The sequence below is a fragment of the Mycolicibacterium neoaurum genome (assembly GCF_036946495.1).
GTDB lineage: Bacteria > Actinomycetota > Actinomycetes > Mycobacteriales > Mycobacteriaceae > Mycobacterium > Mycobacterium neoaurum_B.
This window is the reverse complement of the sequence record NZ_JAQIIX010000002.1, coordinates 2,659,892-2,684,519: the sequence shown is the minus strand read 5'-3', so window position 1 is coordinate 2,684,519 and position 24,628 is coordinate 2,659,892. Positions and strand designations below refer to the sequence as shown.

The 24,628-nt window shown below is 67.8% G+C and carries 27 protein-coding genes; 5 read left to right on the top strand and 22 right to left on the bottom strand.

What is annotated here, in order from left to right:
- Positions 1 to 7: 7 nt before the first annotated feature.
- The 6 genes from PGN27_RS18255 to PGN27_RS18230 all read right to left on the bottom strand — a co-directional run bounded on the left by PGN27_RS18255 (position 8) and on the right by PGN27_RS18230 (position 5,671).
- On the bottom strand, positions 8 to 427 hold the full coding sequence (locus PGN27_RS18255) for a hypothetical protein (protein WP_335327386.1): 420 nt from the start codon (positions 425 to 427) through the stop codon (positions 8 to 10).
- Positions 424 to 1,404 (bottom strand): porphobilinogen synthase, encoded by a 981-nt coding sequence (hemB, locus tag PGN27_RS18250; RefSeq protein WP_335327385.1) that lies wholly within the window; start codon positions 1,402 to 1,404, stop codon positions 424 to 426. Before hemB ends, PGN27_RS18255 begins: the two co-directional genes overlap by 4 nt.
- Positions 1,405 to 3,069: a bifunctional uroporphyrinogen-III C-methyltransferase/uroporphyrinogen-III synthase gene (locus PGN27_RS18245; protein ID WP_335327384.1), complete on the bottom strand. Its 1,665-nt coding sequence runs from the start codon at positions 3,067 to 3,069 to the stop codon at positions 1,405 to 1,407.
- Positions 3,066 to 4,001 carry a hydroxymethylbilane synthase gene (gene hemC, locus PGN27_RS18240; protein ID WP_335327383.1) on the bottom strand — a complete coding sequence of 312 codons (936 nt, stop codon included), beginning with the start codon at positions 3,999 to 4,001 and terminating at the stop codon, positions 3,066 to 3,068. Before hemC ends, PGN27_RS18245 begins: the two co-directional genes overlap by 4 nt.
- Positions 3,998 to 5,341 (bottom strand): glutamyl-tRNA reductase, encoded by a 1,344-nt coding sequence (locus PGN27_RS18235; RefSeq protein WP_335327382.1) that lies wholly within the window; start codon positions 5,339 to 5,341, stop codon positions 3,998 to 4,000. Before PGN27_RS18235 ends, hemC begins: the two co-directional genes overlap by 4 nt.
- 78 nt (positions 5,342 to 5,419) lie before the next feature.
- Positions 5,420 to 5,671, bottom strand: coding sequence for a glutaredoxin family protein (locus tag PGN27_RS18230; protein ID WP_213448155.1), 252 nt, complete (start codon positions 5,669 to 5,671; stop codon positions 5,420 to 5,422).
- Positions 5,672 to 5,709: 38 nt separating this feature from the next.
- Between PGN27_RS18230 and PGN27_RS18225 the strand changes: the two genes are divergently transcribed.
- From PGN27_RS18225 to PGN27_RS18215, 3 genes are all read left to right on the top strand, one after another.
- Positions 5,710 to 6,510, top strand: a complete 801-nt coding sequence (locus PGN27_RS18225) for an HAD family hydrolase (RefSeq protein WP_335327381.1) — start codon at positions 5,710 to 5,712, stop codon at positions 6,508 to 6,510.
- 26 nt (positions 6,511 to 6,536) lie between these two features.
- Positions 6,537 to 7,067: an FAS1-like dehydratase domain-containing protein gene (locus tag PGN27_RS18220; protein WP_335327380.1), complete on the top strand. Its 531-nt coding sequence runs from the start codon at positions 6,537 to 6,539 to the stop codon at positions 7,065 to 7,067.
- Between the two features lie 110 nt (positions 7,068 to 7,177).
- Positions 7,178 to 8,023: a type IV toxin-antitoxin system AbiEi family antitoxin gene (locus PGN27_RS18215; protein WP_335327379.1), complete on the top strand. Its 846-nt coding sequence runs from the start codon at positions 7,178 to 7,180 to the stop codon at positions 8,021 to 8,023.
- 72 nt (positions 8,024 to 8,095) lie between these two features.
- Here PGN27_RS18215 and PGN27_RS18210 read toward each other — a convergent pair whose 3' ends face one another.
- From PGN27_RS18210 to PGN27_RS18170, 9 genes are all read right to left on the bottom strand, one after another.
- Positions 8,096 to 9,160 (bottom strand): lysophospholipid acyltransferase family protein, encoded by a 1,065-nt coding sequence (locus PGN27_RS18210; RefSeq protein WP_335327378.1) that lies wholly within the window; start codon positions 9,158 to 9,160, stop codon positions 8,096 to 8,098.
- Positions 9,161 to 9,185: 25 nt separating this feature from the next.
- Positions 9,186 to 10,253, bottom strand: coding sequence for an SDR family oxidoreductase (locus PGN27_RS18205; protein ID WP_335327377.1), 1,068 nt, complete (start codon positions 10,251 to 10,253; stop codon positions 9,186 to 9,188).
- Positions 10,254 to 10,282: 29 nt separating this feature from the next.
- The gene (locus PGN27_RS18200) at positions 10,283 to 10,384 is read right to left on the bottom strand and encodes a 30S ribosomal protein bS22 (protein WP_003402602.1); all 102 of its coding nucleotides are present in this window, start codon (positions 10,382 to 10,384) and stop codon (positions 10,283 to 10,285) included.
- Between the two features lie 69 nt (positions 10,385 to 10,453).
- Positions 10,454 to 10,684 carry a cell division/environmental response transcriptional regulator gene (locus PGN27_RS18195; RefSeq protein ID WP_023985266.1) on the bottom strand — a complete coding sequence of 77 codons (231 nt, stop codon included), beginning with the start codon at positions 10,682 to 10,684 and terminating at the stop codon, positions 10,454 to 10,456.
- Positions 10,685 to 10,822: 138 nt separating this feature from the next.
- On the bottom strand, positions 10,823 to 11,674 hold the full coding sequence (gene proC, locus PGN27_RS18190; protein WP_335327376.1) for a pyrroline-5-carboxylate reductase: 852 nt from the start codon (positions 11,672 to 11,674) through the stop codon (positions 10,823 to 10,825).
- A gap of 36 nt (positions 11,675 to 11,710) precedes the next feature.
- Entirely contained in the window at positions 11,711 to 12,517 is an 807-nt protein-coding gene (locus tag PGN27_RS18185) for a thioesterase family protein (protein ID WP_335327375.1), read from the bottom strand.
- On the bottom strand, positions 12,514 to 13,359 hold the full coding sequence (locus tag PGN27_RS18180) for a sugar phosphate isomerase/epimerase family protein (RefSeq protein ID WP_335327374.1): 846 nt from the start codon (positions 13,357 to 13,359) through the stop codon (positions 12,514 to 12,516). The genes PGN27_RS18185 and PGN27_RS18180 overlap by 4 nt, the downstream gene beginning before the upstream one ends.
- Before the next feature lie 10 nt (positions 13,360 to 13,369).
- Complete coding sequence (locus tag PGN27_RS18175) at positions 13,370 to 14,428, bottom strand: Rv0497 family membrane protein (RefSeq protein ID WP_335327373.1); 1,059 nt, start codon at positions 14,426 to 14,428, stop codon at positions 13,370 to 13,372.
- Entirely contained in the window at positions 14,425 to 15,405 is a 981-nt protein-coding gene (locus tag PGN27_RS18170) for a Ppx/GppA family phosphatase (protein WP_174241666.1), read from the bottom strand. The genes PGN27_RS18175 and PGN27_RS18170 overlap by 4 nt, the downstream gene beginning before the upstream one ends.
- Before the next feature lie 25 nt (positions 15,406 to 15,430).
- On the opposite strand from PGN27_RS18170, the gene PGN27_RS18165 reads away from it, so the two are divergent.
- Positions 15,431 to 16,243, top strand: coding sequence for a DUF3109 family protein (locus tag PGN27_RS18165; RefSeq protein WP_431606698.1), 813 nt, complete (start codon positions 15,431 to 15,433; stop codon positions 16,241 to 16,243).
- Between the two features lie 19 nt (positions 16,244 to 16,262).
- Here the strand turns inward: PGN27_RS18165 and regX are convergent, their stop codons facing one another.
- The 6 genes from regX to PGN27_RS18135 all read right to left on the bottom strand — a co-directional run bounded on the left by regX (position 16,263) and on the right by PGN27_RS18135 (position 22,308).
- Positions 16,263 to 16,949, bottom strand: coding sequence for a two-component sensory transduction protein RegX (gene regX / locus PGN27_RS18160; protein ID WP_335327372.1), 687 nt, complete (start codon positions 16,947 to 16,949; stop codon positions 16,263 to 16,265).
- Between the two features lie 81 nt (positions 16,950 to 17,030).
- Entirely contained in the window at positions 17,031 to 18,206 is a 1,176-nt protein-coding gene (locus PGN27_RS18155) for a sensor histidine kinase (RefSeq protein ID WP_335327371.1), read from the bottom strand.
- 119 nt (positions 18,207 to 18,325) lie between these two features.
- Positions 18,326 to 19,069, bottom strand: a complete 744-nt coding sequence (locus PGN27_RS18150; RefSeq protein WP_030134250.1) for a phosphoglyceromutase — start codon at positions 19,067 to 19,069, stop codon at positions 18,326 to 18,328.
- Positions 19,070 to 19,092: 23 nt separating this feature from the next.
- On the bottom strand, positions 19,093 to 19,587 hold the full coding sequence (locus PGN27_RS18145; protein ID WP_335327370.1) for a type III secretion system chaperone family protein: 495 nt from the start codon (positions 19,585 to 19,587) through the stop codon (positions 19,093 to 19,095).
- Between the two features lie 76 nt (positions 19,588 to 19,663).
- Positions 19,664 to 20,983 carry a D-inositol-3-phosphate glycosyltransferase gene (gene mshA / locus PGN27_RS18140; protein WP_335327369.1) on the bottom strand — a complete coding sequence of 440 codons (1,320 nt, stop codon included), beginning with the start codon at positions 20,981 to 20,983 and terminating at the stop codon, positions 19,664 to 19,666.
- A gap of 44 nt (positions 20,984 to 21,027) precedes the next feature.
- On the bottom strand, positions 21,028 to 22,308 hold the full coding sequence (locus tag PGN27_RS18135) for an ROK family protein (protein WP_335327368.1): 1,281 nt from the start codon (positions 22,306 to 22,308) through the stop codon (positions 21,028 to 21,030).
- A 226-nt stretch (positions 22,309 to 22,534) separates the two neighbouring features.
- Between PGN27_RS18135 and PGN27_RS18130 the strand changes: the two genes are divergently transcribed.
- On the top strand, positions 22,535 to 23,293 hold the full coding sequence (locus PGN27_RS18130; protein WP_335327367.1) for an SDR family oxidoreductase: 759 nt from the start codon (positions 22,535 to 22,537) through the stop codon (positions 23,291 to 23,293).
- Here the strand turns inward: PGN27_RS18130 and PGN27_RS18125 are convergent.
- Complete coding sequence (locus PGN27_RS18125; protein WP_335327366.1) at positions 23,290 to 24,615, bottom strand: L,D-transpeptidase; 1,326 nt, start codon at positions 24,613 to 24,615, stop codon at positions 23,290 to 23,292. The genes PGN27_RS18130 and PGN27_RS18125 overlap by 4 nt on opposite strands.
- Between the last annotated feature and the right edge of the window lie 13 nt (positions 24,616 to 24,628).

Genomic DNA, 24,628 nt, shown 5'->3' with positions numbered 1-24,628 from the left:
CGGCAGCCTAGCGGGTGAGGTATTCGTGGGCGTCCTTGCGGTGCAGCAGCACTACCCCGCCCAAAATCAGCACCGAGCCCACGATGGTGCAGGCCGCGTACCCGAACGCGGCCACGGCCGCACTGCGCTCGACGGTGAACAGACTGGTCACCGTATAGACCACCGCGGTCAGCCCACCGGCGGTCAACAGCGTGCGGGGCCAGCGATAGCCGAAGCGCAGTAACCAGGTGAACGCGGCGACGACCGCGGCAATCACGACGACGAACAGTACCGATGCCGCGTAGATGTACCAGGCCACCTCGACGGGCGCGGTGAACAGATCGATCAGGTAGCCGGACACCATCAGGATCAGCGCGGCCGCCCACAACCAGACACCGGTATCCACATCTTCGGGACGGATGCCCTCGGCAGGAGCAGATTCGGTCACTTCAGCCAGCCGGCAGCCTCGGCCGCCCAGTAGGTGAGCACGATATCGGCGCCCGCCCGGCGGATGCTGGTCAGCGATTCCAGCGCCGACGCCCGCAGATCGATCCAGCCGTTGGCAGCAGCGGCGCTGATCATCGAGTACTCCCCCGAGATCTGATAGGCAGCGACGGGCACCGGCGAGATCTCCGCGGCCGCGGCCACCACATCGAGATAGCTCATGGCAGGCTTGACCATCACCATGTCGGCACCCTCGTCGATGTCCAACGTGATCTCGTGCACGGCCTCGCGCGCATTACCCGGATCCTGTTGGTAGGTGCGCCGATCACCGGCCAGGCTGGAATCCACAGCCTCCCGGAACGGGCCGTAGAAAGCCGAGGCGAACTTCGCCGCATACGCCAGGATCGCGACATCCTCGTGCCCCGCCTCGTCCAGACCGTCCCGAATGGCCGCGACCTGACCGTCCATCATGCCGCTGGGCCCGACCACGTGCGCACCGGAATGCGCCTGTGCGACAGCGAGTTTGACGTACTGGTCGTTGGTCGCGTCATTGTCGACGCGGCCGTGCGCATCGAGCACACCGCAATGACCGTGATCGGTGAACTCGTCGAGGCAGGTATCGGCCATCAGCACGGTGGCATCGCCGAGATCAGCACTCAGGTCGCGCAACGCTGCGTTGAGCACGCCATCAGGATCCAGGCCCACACTTCCGGAGGCGTCCTTGTCCTGCGCCTGCGGAACGCCGAACAACATCAACCCGCCCACGCCGGCGGCCACCGCATCGGCAGCCGCACGACGCAACGAATCACGGGTGTGCTGAACGACTCCCGGCATCGAGCTGATCGGCCGAGGCTCGGTCAACCCGTCGGCGATGAACATCGGCAGCACCAGGTGCCGGGGCTCCAGCGTCGTCTGCGCGACCAACCGGCGCATGGCCGGCGTGGAACGCAGCCTGCGGGGACGATGCCGCGGGTACCCCATCTAGCGCCGGCGGCTCTTCTTGCGCGGCGGAGGCAGTGCGCCCTCGGCGCGCAGCCGCGCGGCGTGCTCGGCGAGCGCCTCGACCAGCGGACCGACTGCGGCGGTCTCCGGCTGCACATCGACACGCAGACCGAATTCGACTGCCGTCTCGGCCGTCTTGGGACCGATGCAAGCGACGATGGTGCGCGCGTGCGGCTTACCGGCGATACCGACCAGATTGCGGACCGTCGAGCTGGAGGTGAAGCAGACCGCGTCGAACCCGCCGGTCTTGATCATCTCGCGGGTGTGCGCCGGCGGCGGGGCCGCACGCACGGTGCGGTAGGCCGTGACATCCTCGATCTCCCAACCCCGTTCGCGCAGACCCTCGGCCAGCGTCTCGGTCGCGATATCCGCACGCGGCAGCAGCACCCGATTCACCGGATCGAAGATCTCGTCATAGGGCGGGAACTCGTCGAGCAGGCCCAGCGAGGATTGCTCACCGGCAGGCACCAGTTCGGGATTGATACCGAAGGCACGCACCCGATCCGCGGTGGCCTGACCGACGCAGGCGATCTTCACACCCGAGAACGCCCGGGCATCCAGACCGAATTCGTTGAACTTCTCCCAGACGGCACGCACGGCGTTGGTCGAGGTGAACACCACCCACTGGAACCGGCCGTCCACCAAACCCTTGACGGCCCTTTCCATCTGGGCCGGGCTACGCGGCGGCTCGACGGCGATGGTGGGCACCTCGACCGGCAGTGCGCCGTGGGTGACCAGCCGGTCGCTCATCTCGCCGGCCTGATCCTTGGTGCGCGGCACCAGCACGGTCCAGCCGTACAGCGCCCGGCTCTCCCACCAGTTCAGCTTCGCGCGGTTGGCCACCGTCTTGCCGATCGTGACGACCAGCGGACCAGACAGCGGGCCGGGCGTTCCACCGGACGGCTCCGCCGCGTTGAGGATCGCCTTGTCGCCGAGGCCGACCAGCGTGGTCTCCACCGAATGCTGCTGGCAGGTGGTGCCGTGCGCGGTGATGACGGCCGGAGTGTTCTCGGCGAGGCCGTATTCGACCAGGGTGCGGGCCGCATCGGCCAGGTGGCCGGCGGTCGCGTGCAGGATCAGCGGCCCGGGGGCGGCGGCCAACGCGGCCCAGTCGACGTTCGGGTCGCGCACATCGGCGACCGTGTGCGACGAGCCCAGCGGCAGGCCGGCGTAGGTCGGCACCGCGGTGGTATCCGGCAGACCGGGCACGATCTCGAAGGTCAGCTGCGTCCGTGCCAGAGCATTGACCTCGGCGATCACGGCGTCCACCGACAACGGATCACCGGCGACCAGCCGGACGACGTCGACACCGTTGCGCGCCTCGGCGCCCAGGGTCTTGGCCACCTCGGCGGGCTCGCCGAGGGCCGGTCGCACATCGGGACCACCCGGCACCACGGCGGCGACGGTCTCACCGTCGGGCGTCTCGGTGGCGGCGGGCTCGGGACCCGACGTCGGCGGCAACTCGGAACCGACCAGCGCCAGCACCGACTCGGGCACATCGGGATCGGTGAACACGGTCGCCGCATTGGCGAGCACGGTCCGCGCACGCGTTGTCAGCAGGCCCGGATCACCCGGGCCGGAGCCCACGAATGTGATGCGGCCGGGCCGAATCTTGCGGCCCCGGTTACCTGCGTGCCCAGTCATCTGTCACTCCCAGCGTCTGCCAACACGTCGCGTGCGCCCAGTTCGAACAGCTCCGCGGCCACCGAGAGCCCCAGCTCTCGTGCCCGCTCGGGAGTCCCGATACCGGACGCACGGATCACGTCGGATCCGTCCAGCGCCGCCACGCATGCGCGCAGCGACAGCTCTTCGAAGACGCGGCCTTCCTCATCGATGGACTCGACCACCTCAGCGATGGCACCCACCGGTGCGGAGCAACCCGCCTCCAGTTCGGCGAGCAGGACACGTTCAGCGATTACCGCGGCACGCGTGTCGGCATCTTCCAACTCCGCCAATATCGCGACGAGGTCGGAATCTGCGGCACGGCATTCGACCGCGAGCGCCCCCTGAGCCGGTGCCGGCAACATCTGCACCGGTTCCAGGGCCTCGGTGACAACGTCCAGCCGTCCGATGCGGGCGAGGCCCGCTCGGGCGACGACGACGCCGTCGAGATCACCGCTGCTTACCCTGTTCAACCTGGTGTCTAGGTTGCCTCGTAGGGGGCGGATTTCCAAACCGAGACCCAGTGCTCTAAGCTGCGCGGCCCGTCGCGGGCTCGAGGTACCGATCACCGAGCCCGGCGGGAGCTCGCCGAGCACCAGTCCCTCACGTGCCACCAGCGCGTCCCTGGAGTCCTCACGGGGCGGCACGGCGGCGATGGTGAACCGTTCGTCACGGGCGGTCGGCAGATCCTTGTAGGAGTGCACGCAGGCGTCCACATCGCCGTCGGCCAGCGCCTCGCGCAGCGCCGCGGTGAACACGCCAATGCCGATATCGGCGATCGGGCCCTGATTGCGGTCGCCCTCGGTGGAGATGATGACGAGTTCGGCTTCGTGTCCGTTGGCGATCAACGCGTCGCGGACGAAGCCGGCCTGGGTGGTCGCCAGCAGGCTGCCCCGGGTGCCGATCCGGATCACTGAGTATCGGTATCTGATGCGATCAACGGCAATTCGCCGCCGGCTACGGCGTCCACGGCCTGCGGATCGAGCTCGAACAACTCGCGCAGCGCCTCGGCGTAGCTGTCCCCGCCGGGCGCCCCGGCAAGTTGTTTGACCCGCACGGTCGGCGCGTGCAGAAGCTTGTCGACCACCCTGCGGACGGTGCGGGCGACCTCGTCCCGATGCGTGGAATCCAGCCCCGGCAGCCGGTTGTCGAGGCGCAGCAACTCGGCCTCGACGACATCGGCGGCGCGCTGGCGCAGCGCGGTGACCGTCGGGGTGACTTCAGCCATCCGCTGCCCGGCCAGGTAGTTGGCGACCTCGTTGGCGACGATGGTGCGGGCGGCCTCGGCATCCGAGGACGCCGCGCGGGCCCGCGGTTCGCGCTGGATGCGCTCCATGTCGATGACGTGGACGCCGGGCAGCCCTTTGACCGCGATGTCGATATCGCGTGGCATCCCCAGATCGCACATCACCAGCGGGCGATCGTCGTCGTCACGGGCGGCCAGCGCATGGTGCACGTCGGCGAGCGTCATGACCGGGCGGACCGCACCGGTGCTGCTGACCACGACATCGGCGGTGGCCAGTACGGCGGCGACATCGTCGAGCAGATACGGGTGCGATGCCACGCCGAGATCGGTGATGTTCTGGGACAGCCTGCGGGCACGCGGAAGCGATCGGTTGACGACGTCGACACGTTCGACACCGGCCCGGATCAGGTGCTTGGCGGCCAGGGCGCCCATCGCGCCCGCACCGACCACCACGGCCCGGCGACCGGCAAGGCCGCCGATGCGCCGTTCCGCCATCTCCAGCGACACCGACACCACCGATGCTCCGGCAGAGTCGATGCCGGTCTCGCTGTGCACCCGCTTGCCGACGGAAAGGGCGCGCTGGGCCAGTTCGTGCAGGGTGCGGCCGACGCTGTGGTTGGCCTCGGCGGCGGCGTAGGCGCGACGCACCTGGCCGAGCACCTGCTGTTCACCGATCACCAGCGAATCCATCCCGCTGGTGACCGAGAAGAGATGCTCGACGGCGGCCTCGGCGTAGCGCACATAGGCATATTTGGTGAGGTCGTTCAGTCCCATGCCGGAGCATTCGGAGAGCACCTGGCCGATGACGGACAGGCCACCGTGGAACGCATCGACGACGGCGTAGATCTCCACCCGGTTGCAGGTGGAGAGCACCATTGCCTCGGTGACCAGTGACGACTGCAGGAGCTGATCGACGATCTTGGCCTGGTCGGCCTCGTCGGTGCTGAGCTGCTCCAGGACGGAAACCGGCGCACTGCGGTGCGACACTCCGAATAGCAGTACGCTCACGGCATCATCACCCAGATTCTTCCCGTCACTCGCCCTAGGCCACGGTCCAAAGTAGCCTTTACCTGCGCAGCGACCAAATTAGCTGAGATCTTTTCGTAACTGCGCTTCGTCGACCTCCCAGTAGCTGTGTTCGACGCCGTCGAGGAGCACCACCGGCAGCCGATCGCCGTACTCGGCACGTAACGCGGGCTGACCCGCGTCGGCGGCGACGTCGACATCGACCGACTCCCAGCGCATACCCAATTCGGCGGCCAGCGCGTCCAGCGTCGCGGCGGCCGCCGCGCACAGGCTGCATCCGGCACGTGTGAGCAACAACACCTGATGGTCCACGCCCCCAGTATCGGTCCGGCGTGACTTAATGTTGAACGGTGTCCGACACGCCTCCGCCGCCACCGCCGGACCTGACCGCGGCGGCGTTCTTCGACGTCGACAACACGCTGGTGCACGGATCATCGCTGGTGCACTTCGCCCGTGGGTTGGCCGCGCGCAAGTACTTCACCTACCGCGATATCGCCGGGATCATCTACGCGCAGGCCAAGTTCCAGTTCACCGGCAAGGAGAACAGCGACGACGTCGCCGAGGGCAAGCAGAAGGCGCTGGCGTTCATCGAGGGCCGTTCCACCGCCGAACTGGTCGAGCTCGGTGAACAGATCTACGACGAGATCATCGCCGACCGAATCTGGCCTGGCACTCGCGCGCTGGCGCAGATGCACCTCGACGCCGGCCAGCAGGTGTGGCTGGTGACGGCGACGCCCTATGAGCTCGCCGACACGATCGCTCGTCGGCTGGGCCTGACCGGGGCGCTGGGCACCGTCGCCGAATCCGTCGACGGTGTGTTCACCGGCCGGCTCGTCGGGGACATCCTGCATGGGGCGGGCAAGGCGCACGCGGTCCGGTCGCTGGCCATCCGCGAGGGCCTCAACCTGCGTCGATGCACCGCCTATTCGGACAGTTTCAACGACGTGCCGATGCTGTCGCTGGTCGGCACCGCGGTCGCGATCAATCCCGACGCGGCGCTGCGCGATGTGGCCCGCGAGCGCGGCTGGGAGATCCGCGACTTCCGCACCGCCCGTAAGGCGGCCCGCATCGGAGTGCCCTCGGCGCTGGCCCTCGGTGCGGTCGGCGGAGCATTGGCTGCAGTCGCCTCTCGCCGCGACGCAGGTCACTGATCGCCCGCACGGTAGGCTCACCCGCCATGGGCATTGCCGAAGAGATCGTGGGAACCCACTACCGGTACCCCGACTATTTCGAGGTCGGCCGGGAGAAGATCCGCGAGTTCGCGACCGCGGTGAAGGATGAGCACCCCGCCCACCACAGCGAGGAAGGTGCCGCCCAACACGGCCACGACAGCCTCGTGGCATCGCTGACGTTCATCGCGGTCGCCGGGCGCCGGGTGCAGCTGGAGATCTTCAACCAGTTCGATGTGCCGGTGAACCTCGAGCGGGTGTTGCACCGCGATCAGAAGCTGGTCTTCCACCGCCCGATCAAGGCCGGCGACAAACTGTGGTTCGACTCGTACCTGGATTCGGTCATCGAATCGCACGGCGCCATCCTCACCGAGGTGCGCGCCGAGGTCACCGATGACGACGGCAATCCGGTGCTCACCAGCGTCATCACCATCCTCGGTGAGGCCGAGCACGAGGGCGAGGCCGACGAGGTCACCGCACAGATCGCGGCGGCCCGGGATGCCTCGATCGCGCGAATGGTCGCCAACCAGAACAGCTAGTTTTTCGCCCGAGTGAGACGTTTACGTCTTTCTGCGGGCGATTTGCGCGCGAAAGCGTCTCACTCAACGCTCATTGGAGCCGAATCAACATCGGCTGCGTCCTAAGAAGTGTGCAGATCCCCTTCGTCGGTGCCGACGCGGTGTCATCCGGTGAGCTGACTCCGTCCGCACTGCGGCGTCGGTACCGCGCCATCTACCGCGGTGTGTATGTGCCCGCAGAGCACCAGATATCGCAACGGGACAGACTGACGGGGCTGATGCTGGCCGTGCCGGACGCCGTTGTAACCGGAGTCGCCGCGTCAGCCGTGCATGGTGCGAAATGGGTGGATGTAGAGACGCCGATCGAAATCATCTCGGCCACGCGCCCGCAGGCCGGCCTCATCAGACGCCGCGAGTCTCTGCTGCCCGACGAGATGACGATGGTCTCCGGCATCAGGGTCACCACGGTGGCCCGCACTGCTTTCGATCTGGCCCGCCATCTCCCCCGCGACAACGCCGTGGCCCGCCTGGACGCCCTGATGCGCGCCAGACCGTTCACACATTGCGACATCCTCGCCATCGCCGAGGACCATCCGGGCCTGCGCGGACTTCGTCGGTTGCGGGTGGCGCTGCCACTGGTGGATGGTGGAGCGGAGTCACCGCGGGAGACGTGGCTGCGGTTGATCTTCATCGACGCCGGCCTACCGGCACCGACCACTCAAGTCGTCGTCCACGACGAGAACGGTCGCTATGTCCGGCGCATCGACATGGCGTGGAAGCAGTTCAAGATCGGCGCCGAGTACGACGGCGACATACATCTGACCAGTCGGAAGACCTACGTCAACGACGTGTTGGTCGCGCGTGTGCTGCACAGGCTCGGCTGGCACGTCATCCATGTGGTCAAGGAAGACCGTCGGCGCGACATCGTGGAAGAGGCAAGAACGGCTCTACTCGCACGCGGCTGGGTCCCCGAATGAGACGTTTCTGCGCTCGATCGGGCTGTAGGAGCGCAATAGCGTCTCACTCGCCGCACCCCAGGAAAAAGAGGCTCAGCCCAGGAAGGTGTTCCGGCGATTGGCCAGCAGCTGATACAGCGTGTGCTGGATGGTCTCGCGGACATGGTCGGTCAGCTCGAAGGTGACCATGGGGTCATCCGCGGCACCGTCGTCGTACCCCTCGGTGGAGATCGGCTCGCCGAACTTGATGTGCCACTTCGACGGCAATGGCACCAAGCCCAATGGGCCCGCCAGCGGGAACAGCGGCGTGACCGGGAAGTAGGGCAGCCCCAGAAGGCGGGCCAGCAACGTGATGTCGCCGATCTTGGGGTAGATCTCCTCGGACCCGACGATCGAGCACGGGACGATGGGCACCTGCGCGCGCAGCGCAGCCGATACGAAGCCGCCGCGGCCGAACCGTTGCAGCTTGTAGCGATCCTTGAAGGGCTTACCCAGCCCCTTGAAACCCTCGGGGAACACCGCGGTGAGCTCACCGGCTGCGAGCAACCGGTGAGCATCGGAGGTGCACGCCACGGTGTGTCCGGCCTTGCGCGCTGCTTGACCCACCACGGGCATGTCGAAGACCAGATCGGCTGCCAGCAAACGCAATGCCCGCTGACGCGGATGATGATCATGCACCGCCACCGACGCCATCAGTCCGTCGAAGGGCAGCACGCCGGCGTGATTGGCCACCACCAGTGCCGCCCCATCCAGCGGCAGATTCTCGATACCGCTGACCTCGACGCGGAACCAGTTCCTGAAAAGTCCACGCAGCAGCGGCAATACGACGTTGTCGTTGAGGTGTGGGTCGAAACCGAACTCGTCGACGGTGTAGTCACCCGTCATCCGGCGGGTGGCGAAATCGGCGATCGCGGAGATGGCCTTGGACAGCTCGTTGGGAACGTCCTCGGGGGCGGCGGCCGCACCGTTGTGTCGATGCTCGTCGATCTCGCGGACGACGGCGGCGATCTCCTCGACGGAGGCACGCTCGTCGGAATCCGACAGCAGGGAGGGATGCCTGCGCGCACCATCGGCACGCTGAGCGGCGCGGCGCGCGGCGGTCGAGCGACCCGAATTCGCGCGCAGCGGAATCACTTTCGCTTTTGATTCACCCGCCACCGAACAACCTCTCCCCAACCCGACGTCACGTCGTCCCCTGGCCGCCGCAGCGTTGCGCCAGCGCCACTGCCCGACCTTCCACAGAGCGTACCCATTTCGGGTCGATGATCGGCGTCAGACCACGTCCCCGCACGTAATCGTCGAATGCCTCCGCGGTGGTCCACTTCGGGATATAGCCTAAGTCGTTTCGCATCCTGGCGGTATCCATCACCCGGCCGAAGCTCACGTAGTTCAGCTGCTCGCGGTCGAGCTCGGTATAGCGGGTGGCGCGGCGCAGCGAGTCGACGACGGCAAGGGCAGAACGCGGTACCGGCAGCGCGACCCGGCCAGAACGGCGGATCGCCTGACTCATCATGATGATGCCGTCGGCGCCGACGTTGAAGGTGCCGGGTCGGCCCGCCACGGTGGCCCGTTCCAACGCGCCGAGCGCATCCTGTTCGTGCAGCAACTGCAGCCGGGCGTCCCGCCCGAGCACCGTGGGCACGACCGGGCCGGCCAGAAAGCGCGAGAGCGCGGTGTCCATCGCCGGACCGATCATGTTGGCCAACCGCAGGATCGTCACCGCGATATCCGGGCGCCGGCGCGCCAGCCCGCGGGCGTAGCCCTCGATATCGATGCTGTCGCGGGCGAAACCGTCGGTCGGCGGCCGGCGCGCGCTGCCGTCCTCGGTGAACCGGACCGGATCACGCGAGCTGGACCCGTACACCTCAGAGGTGGACTTGAGCACGACACGACGCACCGAGGGTGCCTTCTGCGCGGCCGCGAACAGCTGGATGGCCCCCATCACGTTGAGCTCTTTGAGGGTGGCCTGTCCACCGGCGCGCGGCGCGTAGGAGGCCGCCGCGGCGTGGACGACGGTGTCGACGTTGCCGTTGCGGATGACCTTGGCGATGAAGGGGTTGCGGATGTCGGCGCGCACGAATTCGGCGCGCCCCATCCGCCGCAGCAGATCCTTGCTCGGTGCTATCGCATCCACCGCGATGACATGGTCGATCGCGGGATTCTGCGCCAGGCGTGCAGTCAGGTATCCGCCGAGAAAACGGCAGGCCCCGGTGACCAGGACGACTTTCGGTGCGGAACCAAGTTCATCCATCGGGCCAGCCTAGCGGCCGAAGCCGGAAGCTACTTACCGAGTTTTCTGCGCTGGACCCGGGTGCGACGAAGCAACTTACGGTGCTTCTTCTTCGACATGCGCTTACGCCGCTTCTTGATTACTGAACCCATGAACTCCGCTACCTACCGATGTGTGAACTGACCGGGTCACCTTACCCGGGTGCCCCGGCCCGGAACTAATCAGCCGGCGTCGAAGTACGAGGTCTCCAGAAGGTCGTGCACCGCCTTGGCGTGTACGCGGAACGAGCGACCAACCCGTACCGCAGGCAGTTCACCGTTGTGCACGAGGCGGTACACGGTCATCTTGCTGACCCGCATCAAGCTGGCGACCTCTGCGACGGTGAGAAATTGAGCCTTCGGCTGGCCGTCGCCAGCGGAATCCCGCGCCGATGGCCCGTTCATTGACGTCATCGCAAACCCAATCCATAAGGCACGGCCGGGCCAGCGGCTTCCCCACCGCTGGCACGTACGCGTGCATACACGAGGAGAATAGCGTGGCCACTGGGGTTATTGCGACGGGTGTGGGCTAATCAGTCCGAAATTGGTGAACTACTCGGATGTAATTCCTAGCTGCTCAGAGCGTGTTTTGGCCGCTTGCACGGCGTCTGCCACGGCACTGCGCAGGCCCCCGCGCTCGAGTTCTCGCAGACCAGCCGCGGTGGTACCACCCGGTGAGGTCACGATAGCCCGCAATGCGGTCGCAGAGGTGTCCATTACGCCATTCGGTGCCGAGTCGCGGCGGTCCAGCAGCATGGCCGCCGACCCCGCCATCGTGTGCACCACGAGCTCGGTGGCCACCTCACGGGACAACCCGGCCGCCACACCCGCGTCGACGAGCGCCTCCACCATCAGGAAGAAGTACGCCGGGCCCGAACCCGACACCGCGGTGACCGCGTCCATCTGCGCCTCGGTAACGGTCAGCACATCGCCGACGGTGTCGAAGATCGCGGCGACCTCCTTGACCTGCTCCGGGGTGGCGAACCTGCCGGCCGCCACGGCACTGACGCCGCCGCCGACCACCATCGGCGCATTCGGCATGACCCGCACCACCGGAGAGCCCGCGGGCAGCTTGTTCTCGAAGAACGTCGTGCTGACACCCGCGGCGACGCTGACGAAGACCGTCTCGTCACTGTCGTTGTCGGCCTTGGCGACCGCCTCGGCGATCTCCGCGGTCACCGCGGAGACATCACCGGGCTTGACCGCCACGATCACGTAGGACGCATTCTCGACGGCATCTGCGACCGAGGCCACCAACACCTGATGTGTTTCCGACAGCTGCCGGGCACGGTCGGGATGCTTCTCGGCGACCACCAGATCCTTGACCTGACGGCCGGCCCTCAACAATCCCGAGAGCAGGGCCTCGCCGATACTTCCTCCGCCGATGATCGCAATTCTCGCCACCGGGAAAGCATGTCACGGACCGTGACAGGAGTTCGCTCAGGACGCGGGCACCAGTGCGAGCTGACGGCTCTGCACGATGATCCGGCCGCTGGAGTCGACCACGACGTGGTCCTCGTCGAACCACTCCTGACCGATCTGGGTCGTCGTGCACAGCACCCGCAACCAGCCGTCGGCCGGGACGGCCCGCAGAAAGGCCGTCAGCTGCACGGTGGGCGCCCAACCCAGCCGGTTGACGCCGAAGGTCACCGGGGCCGACACATCACCGCACAGCAGGGCGAACAGGACGTCCGGAGCGCACTCACGCGGGCGGACCCAGTACTCGATGACCGGCGGGCCGCCATCCGAGCGCGGCGCCATGGTGGTCAGCGACGGCCGGATATCGCAGCCGTGGGCCAGGTGCACCACATCGGCCATTGGATGTCCCGGTCCGATCGGCTCCAGTCCGGGCGGTGGTTCCGGGGTCATCAACGCGACCACCGGGTTCGTCGACAACAGCGGGACGGTGTCGTTCTCGGGCACGCCGAGCGTGATGGCCGCGCGCACGGCGACCCGCTCGCCCTGGCGCAGTTCGACGTCGACCAGACTGATCCGGCGACCCCGCTTACGCACATCGGTGGCCACCTGCAGTGGGCCCGGATCCGGCGCCCACAGGAAGTTTCCCGACACCGCGATCGGTTCCACACCCGGGACACCGATCTCGGTGCGCGCGGCATTGGCACACAGCGCCAGCATGGCCCCGCCGTGCACCTTCGGGCCGATCGTCCAGTGCTCGTTGAGCGCCCCCGTGTAGACCCCGTCGCCGGCGGTCTCCAACCGCATCGCGTCGCTGAACAACACACTCATCGCAGCAGGTGCTCCCTTGCGAATTGGAGGGACTCGGTCAACAGCGCATCCCGTTCGGCGGCGTTGCGCGCTCCCGAGGTGGTGACCTCGAGGATGACGTGCCCGGTGAAATCCGACGTCGCCAACTGTCTGCAGATCTGGGCGGCGGGTTGATTACCGCGACCGGGGACGAGGTGTTCATCGGTGGACGCCCCGCTGCCGTCGCAGAGGTGGAGGTGCACCAGGCCATCACCCATCCGCCGGGCCAACTCGAGCGCATCGGTGCCGGCGGTGGCGCTGTGCGACAGGTCCAGCGTGTAGTGCGCGTGACCGCCGTCGAGCGGGTCATAGGACGGTGCGAACGCCGACACCGCCAGCCCGGGGTCGCCGCCGCGCCGTCGCATCCGCTCGATCGACGGTTTGCCGGTACCCCAGAACCGGTCGGCGCGGAACGGGAACATGTTCTCCACCGCGACCAGTACATCGCTGCCGGCCTCCAAGTCCGCGACCTGTGCGCTGAACCCCTCGGCGTACCGGCGTTGCCAGCGGAACGGCGGGTGCACCACGACGGTCTGGGCGCCCAACTGTTCGGCGGCGCGCACACTGCGTTCCAGCTTGGCGATCGGGTTGGCCCCCCAGACCCGCTGCGATATCAGCAGGCACGGTGCGTGCACCGAGAGCACCGGGATCCCATACCGCTGCGACATCGCCTCGACGGCATCGATGTCCTGGCTGACCGCCTCGGCCCACACCATCAGCTCGACCCCGTCGTAGCCCAGGCGGGCGGCGTGCTCGAACGCCGCCTCGGTGCGCAGCGGATATACCGAGGCCGTCGACAGACCGACCTTGATCGCGGGACGCACTAGCTCGTCATCAGGTGGATTGCAGCAACGCCAGCGGGCCGAGGGTGACCATGGCGCCCACCGCCACCGCGATCAGCGTGCTGGCGATGTCCTCGGTCTTGCGGACCACCCGCACGCCGACGACCAGGCCGAGGATCACCAGTACCGACAACGCCAGTGCGACGATGTTGTTCCATCTCCACAGCTGGTCGAAGGCGATGAACAACCCGGCACCGAGCGCGACGGCCAGGACACTCTGCACGACGACCCATAGACCGCGCATGAACGCGGAGCCCTCGTGTTGCTCGCCGGCGTCACCGATCAGGAGCAGCTCGGTGTCGTCGAGATCGCTGCGGTCCAGGTCACCGCTTTCGAGGTCGATGTCCTCCGGGCCGGGGGTCCGGGTGCGCCGCGTCGCCTCGTCGGCCACCGAATCGCCGCCGAAGAGGGTGTCCGATGGGGACTTCAGATAGGACGGCCGGTCGTGGGTGCCCTCGACATCGTCGATGTCGTCGAGGGCACCGTCATCATCGAGCAGTGGGTCCGGGCTCATCGCCTCGGCGGTGGCCGTCTCGCTGGCCGTCTCGGTGACATCGGCTTCGGCGGCACGGCGGGAGAACCCGTGGGCACGACGGCGGGGCTGGAAGGCCACCGGCTCCGGCTCCGCCTCGCGCTGCTGCAGGTGCGCGTCGTAGTCGGTGGCCGCGGCGTCGACCGCCGCGGTCTCCTCGGCATCCGGTTCGGGTTCGGGGTCCGGTTCGGCTTGCGGTTCGTCGAGGACGGGCGCGTCGACGGCGGTCTCCTCGGCCGTCGGGGCTTCAGCCGCCTCGACTTCGGCCGTGGCTTTCTCGGTGGCTTCGTCGGTGGCCTCGGCGGTGGGCTGTTCGGGGGCCGGGGGCTCGTCGGTCATCGAGATGATCGGGATCTCCCCGGTCAGCTCGGCGACGGTCACCGCGTCGGCGTTGCCGCGACGGCGCCGGCGACGCCCGCCGGGCGCGGGCGCTCCGATCGACCCGTTCCTGGCGAGCAGCTCGGCGACAGAGATGGGTCGCGTGGCCGTGTTGTCTGCGTTGCTGTTGCTATCAGTCATCGTCTTTTGCCCTCGGGAGTGGCTGGGATGGTCTCGACCAGGGCGGTTCCGTCGGCTTCACTGTCGAGTTTGCGCAGGATCAGTCCCTCCCGCAACGCCCAGGGACAGATCTCCACCGTTTCGACACCCAAGGCCTTCATACTCGCCTCGGCAACCAGCGCCCCCGCCACGATCTGTGGCGCCCGCTCGGCACTCACCCCCTCCAACTCGGCTCGGTCGGCCGTTGTCATCCTAGAGATGAATGCGATCAGCTGGCGTAGACCGCTCGCGGTCAGCGTCCGCTTGACCCGCGGCCCCGCCCCCGATGGCGCCGCGCCGGTGAGCCGCGCCAACGACCGGAACGTCTTGGATGTGGCGACCGCGAGGTCCGGTGTGCCTGCCGACTGGATCACCGACCCCGCCTCAGAGAGCTCGGTGGACAGCCAGTCACGCAGCATCGCCACCCGCCGGCGGCCCGGCGGATCTTCGGCCAGCCACTCCCTGGTCATCCGCCCCGCGCCCAGCGGCAGCGACAGCGCCACATCGGGCTCCTCGTCGACCCCACTGGACAACTCCAACGAGCCGCCGCCGATATCGATGTTGATGATGCGCCCGGCGCTCCAGCCGTACCACCGGCGCACCGCCAGGAACGTCAGCCGCGACTCGTCGACACCGCTGAGCACGCGCAGCGAAACCCCGGCCTCGGACTGCACCCTGGCGAGCACCGCCTCGGAGTTGGTGGCGTCACGCACCGCGGAGGTGGCGAAGGCCATCAACTCCGAACATCCCGAACTGGTGGCGATCTTGGCGAACTCGTCGACCGTGCTGACGAGCTTGTCCGCACCCTTACGGGTCAGCTTGCCGGTCGAATCGATCGCCTCGGCCAGCCGCAGCGCGGCCTTGGTCGAACTCATCGGTGTCGGGTGTCCACCGCGGCGGGCGTCGACGACCAACAGATGAACCGTATTGCTGCCCACATCCAGCACGCCCAATCGCACGCGACCAAGGTTAGTGGGTTTACCGTTGACAACTGTGAAGACGTCACCCGTCGGCGGTAGGCAACTCGGAGGAGTGGGTGGCGAAGTCGACCTCGACTTCGCGCGCGAGTGGGTCGAGTTCTACGACCCCGAGGATTCCAACCACGTGATCAGTGCGGACATGACGTGGTTGTTGTCGCGCTGGACATGCGTTTTCGGCACGCCCGCCTGCCAGGGCACGGTGGCAGGCCGCCCCGACGACGGCTGCTGCTCGCACGGCGCCTTCCTCTCCGATGACGACGACCGCGCCATGCTCGACGATGCGGTCACGAAGTTGACCGACGAGGACTGGCAGTTTCGCAGCAAGGGGCTGGGCCGCAAGGGCTATCTGGAAGATGACGAGTACGACGGCAAACCCAACCAGCGGACCCGAAAGTACAAGGGCGCCTGCATATTCCTCAACCGGCCCGGCTTCGCCGGCGGTATCGGCTGCGCGCTGCACTCCAAGGCGCTCAAACTCGGCGTCGAACCGCTGACCATGAAGCCCGAGGTCTGCTGGCAGTTACCGATCCGGCGCACCCAGGACTGGGTGACCCGGCCGGACGGTTCGGAGATCCTCAAGACCGTCATCACCGAATACGACCGGCGTGGCTGGGGCGAGGGCGGCGCCGATCTGCACTGGTACTGCACCGGGGATCCGGCGGCCCATGTCGGCGCCAAGCCGGTCTGGCAGTCCTACGCACCCGAACTCACCGAACTGCTCGGCGAGAAGGCCTATGCCGAGCTGGCCGCGATGTGCCGACGCCGAGGACAACTCGGGCTGATCGCCGTGCACCCGGCGACCCGCGCCGCCGAGTAAGCCGGGTACCGGCGGGGTCTCAGCCCTCCAGCTTGTAGCCGAGCCCGCGGACGGTCACCAGATGCACCGGGCTGGCCGGGTCGGACTCGATCTTCGAGCGCAGCCGCTTGACGTGAACGTCGAGGGTTTTGGTGTCGCCGACGTAATCGGCACCCCAGACCCGGTCGATCAGCTGCCCGCGGGTCAGCACCCGTCCGCTGTTGCGCATCAGATACTCGAGCAGATCAAATTCCTTGAGCGGCAACGTGATCTGCTCGCCGTTGACGCTGACGACATGCCGCTCGACGTCCATCCGCACCGGACCGGCCTCCAGCACGCCGTCGGAGATACCGGGATCGTCGTTGTCGGCGCCGCGGCGCAGCACCGCGCGGATGCGGGCGATCAACTCACGGGCCGAGTACGGCTTGGTGACATAGTCATCGGCGCCGAGTTCCAGCCCGACGACCTTGTCGATCTCACTGTCCCGCGCGGTCACCATGATGACCGGCACACTGGACCGCGACCGCAACTGCTTGCAGACATCGGTGCCGCTCATTCCGGGCAGCATGAGGTCCAGCAGCACGATATCGGCCCCCGTGCGCTCGAACTCGGCAAGCGCCGACGGGCCGTCGGAGACGACGGTGGCCTCGAACCCCTCCTTGCGCAACAGGAACGCCAGCGGATCAGCAAGGGACTCTTCGTCTTCCACGATCAGGACACTGGTCATCAGAGTGCCGCGCCTTTCGCCACGAGGGCTCTCGGGGAGTCTTCCACGATCAGGACACTGGTCATCAGAAGCTAGCCTTCCTCATTCTTCTTCATCGGCCGATTGGCCCTCAGGTATTGCCGGAATCGACAGGGTGAACGTCGAACCGGTGCCCGGCTGACTCCACAGCCGGATCGATCCGTTGTGATTGGCCGCCACATGCTTGACGATCGCCAACCCCAGACCGGTGCCCCCGGTGGCGCGTGAGCGCGCCTTGTCGACCCGGAAGAACCGCTCGAAAACCCGCTCCTGGTCGGCGCGGGCGATACCGATTCCGCGGTCGGTCACCGCGATCTCGATCTCGTCGCCGCGGCGACGCCGACTGATCGACACATCCGATCCGTCCGGGGAGTACGCAATGGCGTTGGACACCAGGTTGGCGATCGCGGTGACCAGCAGCCGCTCGTCGCCGAGCACCCGGAAGCCCGTCGGCGCATCGGTGGTGATGGTGATGTGCGCGCTGTCCGCGGCGACCTTGTAGCGCGAGACCGCCTCGGCGACGACACCGTCGACGTCGACGCTCTCCAGATCCGGCAGCGGTTCGGCACCCTGCAGCCGGGACAGCTCGATCAGCTCACCGATCATGTCGGCCAACCGCACCGACTCGATGATCATCTTCTCGGCGAACCGGCGCACCGTGTCGGGATCCTCGGTGGAGGCCAGCATGGCCTCGGCGAGCACACCCATGGCCCCGACCGGCGTCTTGAGCTCGTGGCTGACGTTGGCCACGAAATCCCGGCGGGTGGCCTCCATGCGGGCCTGCTCGGACTGATCGCCCACGAACACCACCGCGAACTGATGCGCGCCCTCCACCAGCAACCGCACATGTCCGCGGACCGCCAGACCCGAACGGCCGGTCTTCTGCCGCTTGCGCGGGGAAAGGTCGATATCGACATCGGCGCCGGTGGCCAGACAACGCTGGACGGCCTGCCAGGCGCGGTCGTCGAGCAACCGGTCACGCACCAGGCCCAGTTCGATGGCCTGGTCGTTCATGTAGACGACATCGCGGAAGGTGTCGACGACGACGATCCCCATCGGGGACATCGCGGCGATATGGCTGAGCATCTGGGAGACGGTGATCCCACCGCCTTCTTCGATGTCGCGCTCGGCCCGGCGGGCGGCGATCTTGCGCATCGCCACCATGCCGACGGCGACGCCTATCCCGAGCGCGAGCACAGCCAGCGCTGCCGCCAACAGCAGCGCGGAACCGACACTCACGCGAAAATCGTACGCATCGGGTGAACGACATCCCAGCAGCAAGCGGCCAAACCGGGACAAGTCACACGTAGAAAGACCAGTATTCGGCGGCCGTTTACCTGACGCTCACCTGATGCGCGCTACTTGGCGCCCTGCGCCGCGACGGCCGCTGCCCCGGCGGCGGCGGCCTCGGGATCCAGGTACTTCCCGCCGGCGACCGTGGGCTTCAGGTTCTCGTCCAGTTCATAGAGCAGCGGGATACCGGTCGGGATGTTCAGACCCACGACATCGGCATCGGACATTCCGTCCAGATACTTCACCAGGGCGCGCAGCGAGTTGCCGTGCGCCGCGATCAAGACCGTCTTACCGGCCTTGAGGTCGGGCACGATGGCCTGCTCGAAGTACGGGACGAAACGCTCGACCACGTCGGCGAGGCATTCGGTCAGCGGGGCCCCACCCGGGATGTCGGCGTAGCGGGGGTCGGCATCCTGGCTGAACTCGCTGCCCTTCTCGATGGGCGGCGGCGGCGTGTCATAGCTGCGGCGCCACGCCATGAACTGCTCTTCGCCGTACTTCTCCTTGGTGGCCGCCTTGTCCAGGCCCTGCAGCGCGCCGTAGTGCCGCTCGTTGAGCCGCCAGTCCCGGTGCACCGGGATCCAGTGCCGGTCGGCCGCGTCCAGTGCCAGGTTGGCGGTGGTGATCGCGCGGCGCAGCAGCGAGGTGTAGAGCACGTCGGGTAGCACGCCCTGTTCGGCGAGCAGCTTGCCGCCGCGGACCGCCTCGGCCCGGCCCTTGTCGGTGAGGTCGACATCGACCCACCCGGTGAACAGGTTCTTCTGGTTCCAGTCGCTCTCGCCGTGGCGCAGCAGGATCAAGGTCGGCATGACTGGAATCTTGCCATGACCGGTCAGTCCTCGATGAGGTGCTCGAAGGCTTCGAGATTCTTCAGGGATTCGCCGCGGGCAACCCGCCACTCCCATTCCTTCTGGATCGATGAGCGGAAGCCCAGCTCCAGCAGGGTGTTGAAATCGCTGTCGACGGCTTCGAGCACCTGGCCGAGCACGCGGTCGATCTCCTCGGCGGTCACCGAACCGTTGGCCATCCAGCCCACCAGGTAGATGTCGCCGAGATTGTCCAGCGTGTACGCCACGCCGTACAGCCTGCGGTTGCGCTTGAGCAGGAACTTGTAGACGGCCTCGAAATTCTCGTCGGGACGGCGGCAGACGAAGGCCTCCACCCGCACCGAATGCTCGCCGACGCTCAGGATGGTGTTGGTCTTGAGCCTGCGCTCCCCCGGCAGCGCCACGACGAGGCCGGGCAGACCGCCCTTGACGCCCTTGTGGTGGGTGTATTCCAGGTCGTTGGCGGCCAGGGTCTCCTCGATGAGGCGGGTCACACTCATGCTCGTCCCACCCTCGCTCCGGTCCTCGCTCGTACCTCGCTGCGATCCTCACTCACGCGCGACTTCGCGGTCACACTCATGCCCGTACCCCCCGGCGCAACGCGAAACGACGGCCGGTCCGCCGCGTGGGCGCCGCCGATCGCGGATGGCGGGACCGGTAGTCGGTGACCGCCCGGCCGTAGCTGTCCAGCAACCCGTCGACGGTGTGCGCCCAGGAGAAGGTCGCCGCGTGCGCGACGGCGGCCGCGCTGAGCCGATCGGCGTCACCGGCCAGCACCGACTGCAGGGCCGCCGCCCAATCCCCCGCATCGTGGCCGTCGACCAGAGCACCGGTCACACCGTCGCGCACCGCCACCGGCAGACCGCCGACGGCGGCGGCCACCACCGGGGTGCCGCAGGCCTGCGCCTCGACGGCGACCAGCCCGAAGGATTCGTTGTAGCTCGGCACCGCGACCATGTCGGCAGCACGGTAGATGCCGACCAATTCGTCACGTGATTGGGGTGGGAGGAATGTCACGCGATCGGTGATACCCAACTCGGCGGCCAGTCGAACAAGCCCGTTCGGAGTGTCCATTCCGGAGCCGGAGGGACCACCGGCGATCAGCACCCGCAGGTCGGGGACCTTGGCCGCCGCTCGCAGCAGCACGTCCGGCGCCTTCAACGGCTGGATCCGACCGACGAACGCGACCACCCTGTCGTCCTCGGCAAGGCCGAGCGCCTTACGCGCCTGCCTGCGCGAGCCGGGGGTGAACACCGCCAGGTCGACACCGGGGTGCACCACATCGATACTGGCCGGGTCGGCGTGGTGCAACGAAACCAGTTGGCTTGCCTCGATTTCGGTGTTGACGATCAGCCGATCGGCCTCGTCGACCACCTGTTGTTCACCGACCGAACGCAGGACCGGCTCGGGGGTGTCGCCTTCGGCAAGAGCAGCGTTCTTCACCGCGGCCAGCGTATGGGCGGTGTGCACCAGCGGCACCGCCCAGCGATCCGATGCCAGCCACCCCACCTGGCCGGAAAGCCAGTAATGCGAATGGACGATGTCGTAATAGCCGGGCTCGTGGGTGGCCTCGGCACGCAACACCCCGGCGGTGAAGGCGCACAGCTGGGTGGGCAGGTCGTTCTTGTCCAGCCCTTCGAACGGGCCTGCCACCACATTGCGCACCAGAACCCCGGGCGCCACCTGGACCACCGGCTCATCCGACGAGGACGTGGCGCGGGTGAAGATCTCCACCTCGACACCACGGCGGGCCAGCTCGAGCGCGGTCTGCAACACGTAGACGTTCATTCCGCCGGCGTCGCCGGTACCCGGTTGCGACAGCGGTGAGGTGTGTACCGACAGGACCGCGACGCGGCGGGCCTCCGTCAGTCCGGACGGTTCGGGTACGACACGCACAAGGTCATGTCTACACCTGCGGCGGACCGGCGAAACCTGCGGGATCAGGACGCGCCGAGCACCGCGGCCTCACTGCGGCGCTGCTGGGCCCGTCGCATCGCGGCGATCGGGTCGGCATAGAGGCCACCGAGGGAGACCACACCGGCACCGGCCTCCTGCACCCGATTTCCGAACGCCGTGACGCGGATATCGCGCGCACCCAGCACCGAGCGGTCGGCGAAGGCCCGCTCCACCAGTTCCATCCCCTCGGGATACTCGGTGAAGGCCTGCCCGCCGACGACGAGGTCATCGGGGTTGAGCATGTCACGCAACAAGGCCACCGCCTCGCCGAGCACGCGGGCCCGTTCGGCCAGCAGGGCGCGGGCCCCCTCATGCCCGCCACGCGCGGCGCGCAGCACCGTCGCCATCGTCGAGGTGGGACCCTCGGCCGGGATGATGCGCTGCGCCCTAGCCGCGGTCAGGACCGCCTCGTCGCTGACGGTCGACTCAAGTTTCCCTGAGCCGCCGAGCAATTCAGAGCTGACCGGCAGTGCGGCAATGGTGCCCGGGCCGCTGGCCGGCGAATGCACCCGGCCGCCGATGGACAGCGCGTAGCCGACGGTCTCCCTGGCATAGACATACAGGCTGGTGCCGGCTTGCGTGTTCGGGCGGCGCACAGCGAGCAGCAGTTCGGCGCCGGCCATGGCGTCCACGTGTGAGGCGACCGAGACAGGTAACCCGAGCGTCTCGGCCAGCACCGGCCCGACCGGCGCCTCGGCCCAGCCCAACCGCGGGTGGTCGAGGTAACCCGAGGTGCTGTCCACCACACCGCCGCTGGCCACGCCGACCCACAGCGGGCGGCGCCGGTGCCAGCGGCTGAGGTAACGACGAGCGCTACCGGCCAGGGAGGCCAGCGCCGCGCTCTGGCTGCCGCGCGGGGTCGGCGTCTCGACGACGTCGAGGGTGCGGCCGAACAGGTCGGTGGCCACGATGCTGGTGGTCTTGGCACCGATGTGCAGGCCCAGGGTCAGGAACGGCTCGTGGTTGACCTCGACCGGGATCCGGGGACGGCCGATCGCCCCGGACACCGCGAGATCGGCACGCTCGCGCAGCACGCCGGCGTCGAGCAGGGCGGTGACCTGGCGGTTCACCGTGGCGATGCTCAGGCCGGTGACTCGGGCGATCGCATCTCGGGCGATCGGGCCGCGTTGCCGGGCGGCACCGAACACCGATGCCGCGGCCACCTCGGCGACCTTCAGTGACGGCGCGACGATGTGGTGGCGGGCCAGCAGAGCGCGCTTGGCGTGTGCGGCGGGGGTCTGGCGAACGACGGTGGCGGTGCTCACGATGGTGTCCTCTGGGCTGGGTCGTGGAAGGGGTGGGCTTCTGCCACACCGGCGACTCAGCGGGACGAACGAGGTCCTCAGGTCAGCAAGGCGCGGCGGGTGCGCAACAACAACACGCACTCCGCACGGCGAGACGGCTCGCCTGGCTGATCGAGATCACGGCGTCAAAGTAACACGGGATCGACTCCCGCGCGACGGGTGGACACCGCGGCCTACTGTTGTCACCATGACGACCTCAACCGACAAGCGCCGCGTCGCGGTGGTCACCGGCGCCAGCGCCGGCATTGGTGAAGCGACCGCCAAAACCCTTGCCTCGCTTGGCTTTCACGTAGTGTGCGTGGCCCGCCGCGAAGCCCCCATACAAGCGCTGGCCGCCGAGATCGACGGCACCGCGATTGTGGCGGACGTCACTGACCCGGTCGCGGTCGCGTCGCTGGCCAAGCGCCTGGATCGCGTCGACGTGCTCGTCAACAACGCCGGCGGCGCCCGCGGCCTGGAGTCGGTGGCCGAGGCCGATATCGAGCACTGGCGCTGGATGTGGGAGTCCAACGTGCTGGGCACGCTGCAGGTCACCAAGGCGCTGCTTTCGAAGCTGATCGACTCCGGCGACGGGCTCATCGTCACCGTCACCTCGATAGCCGCCCTGGAGACCTACGACAACGGATCGGGCTACACGTCGGCCAAGCACGCCCAGGGCGTCCTGCATCGCACCCTGCGCAGCGAGCTGTTCGGAAAACCGGTGCGGCTCACCGAGGTTGCGCCGGGCATGGTCAAGACCGACTTCTCGCTCAACCGGTTCGACGGTGACGCGGGCCGTGCCGGGAAGGTGTACGCCGGGGTGACCCCACTGGTCGCCGAGGACATCGCCGAGGTCATCGGGTTCGTCGCCAGCCGACCGTCGCACGTCGACCTGGACCTGATCGTGGTGCGCCCGCGCGATCAGGTGACCGGCGCTACCGGGTCCCGGATCAACCGCCGGACCTAACGGCCCGCCGTCGTCGGTGTCGTCGTCGGTGTCGTCGATGTGGATGACGGCGTGGGCGCGCCGCTCGGAGTGACCGGAGCCGTCACCGGGATGCCCGAGGGCGGGCTGTCCTTGCTCAGCGCCGACATGGCCTGCCACTCACTCCACGGCACCGCCCAGTCCCAGATATCGCCGTCGGCGTAGGACAGGTCGATGCGGGTGCCGGTGACCTCGACCGGGTCGCCGTACATCGCAGTCTGGAAGTACTGCTCGGCATCGGTGAGCGAGAGGTTGATGCACCCGTTGGTGACGTTGCTATTGCCCTGGGCGCCGGAGCTGGCCGGGTTGGCGTGGATGAACTCGCCGTTGTTGGAGATGCGCACCGCGAAGCGTTCCCGCACATTGGCGTACCCCGCGGCCGGGTTGGTCATGTAGAAGTCCTCGTACTTCTCGGTGACCACGTGGATACCGCTACGCGTGACGTTGCGGTCCAGGTCGCCCTCGCCGTAGCTGCACGGGAAGTCCATGATGACCGCGCCTGCCCCGTCGAGCACCTGGATGCGGTGGCTGGAGGCCTCGGCCTTGACCACCTGGCGCCGACCGATGGTGAAGTCCAGCGTCGAGTCCGCCGCACCGTAGGCCTGCGGCCCGAACTTCACCCCGTACAGATCGGCGTCGACGTGCACGGTGGTGCCGGCCGGGTAGTACTCCTTGGTGCGCCAGTGCACCCGCGAACCGCCGGCCTCATCCGGCAGCCAGGCCCAACTGCCCTCCACGGCGGGGGTGGTGGTGACCTTGAGCGCCTTCTCCACGTCGGCGCGGTGCTCGTCGGTGATCGCCGCGTCGAATTGCAGGATGATCGGCGCCGCGACGCCGACGGTCTGACCGTCGGACAACTGGAACTGGCCGTTGACGGTGGTCTGGGGGTTCACCGTGCGGAAGCTGCCGGTGACGGGTACCGCCTGGCCGTCCTGGCCGACGACCGAACCGGACCAGGTGTATTCGGCCCCATAGCCCAGCGGCTCGGAGACGGTGAACTCGGTGCGGTCACGGTTGAGTTTGCCGGCGACCACCTTGCCGTTGGCGTTGGTGAGGGCGATCTTCTGGAACCAGCCATCGCTGACGACCACGCCGGCGGGCGAGGTCGGGGTGATATCGGTGGCGGCATCGTCCGGGGTCAGCGTGAAGGTGGGCGCCTTGGCTGCGGCGGATTCCTCGGCCTGCGGAGTTCCGGCGGGCTTACCGGCACAGGCCGCCAGCAGTCCGGCACCGCCCAAGCCCAGCAATGCGAGCGCACGACGCCGGCTCAGCGGTGCGTTCTCGGACTCGGCGGGTGGTCTCACGTGGACCAAGAGT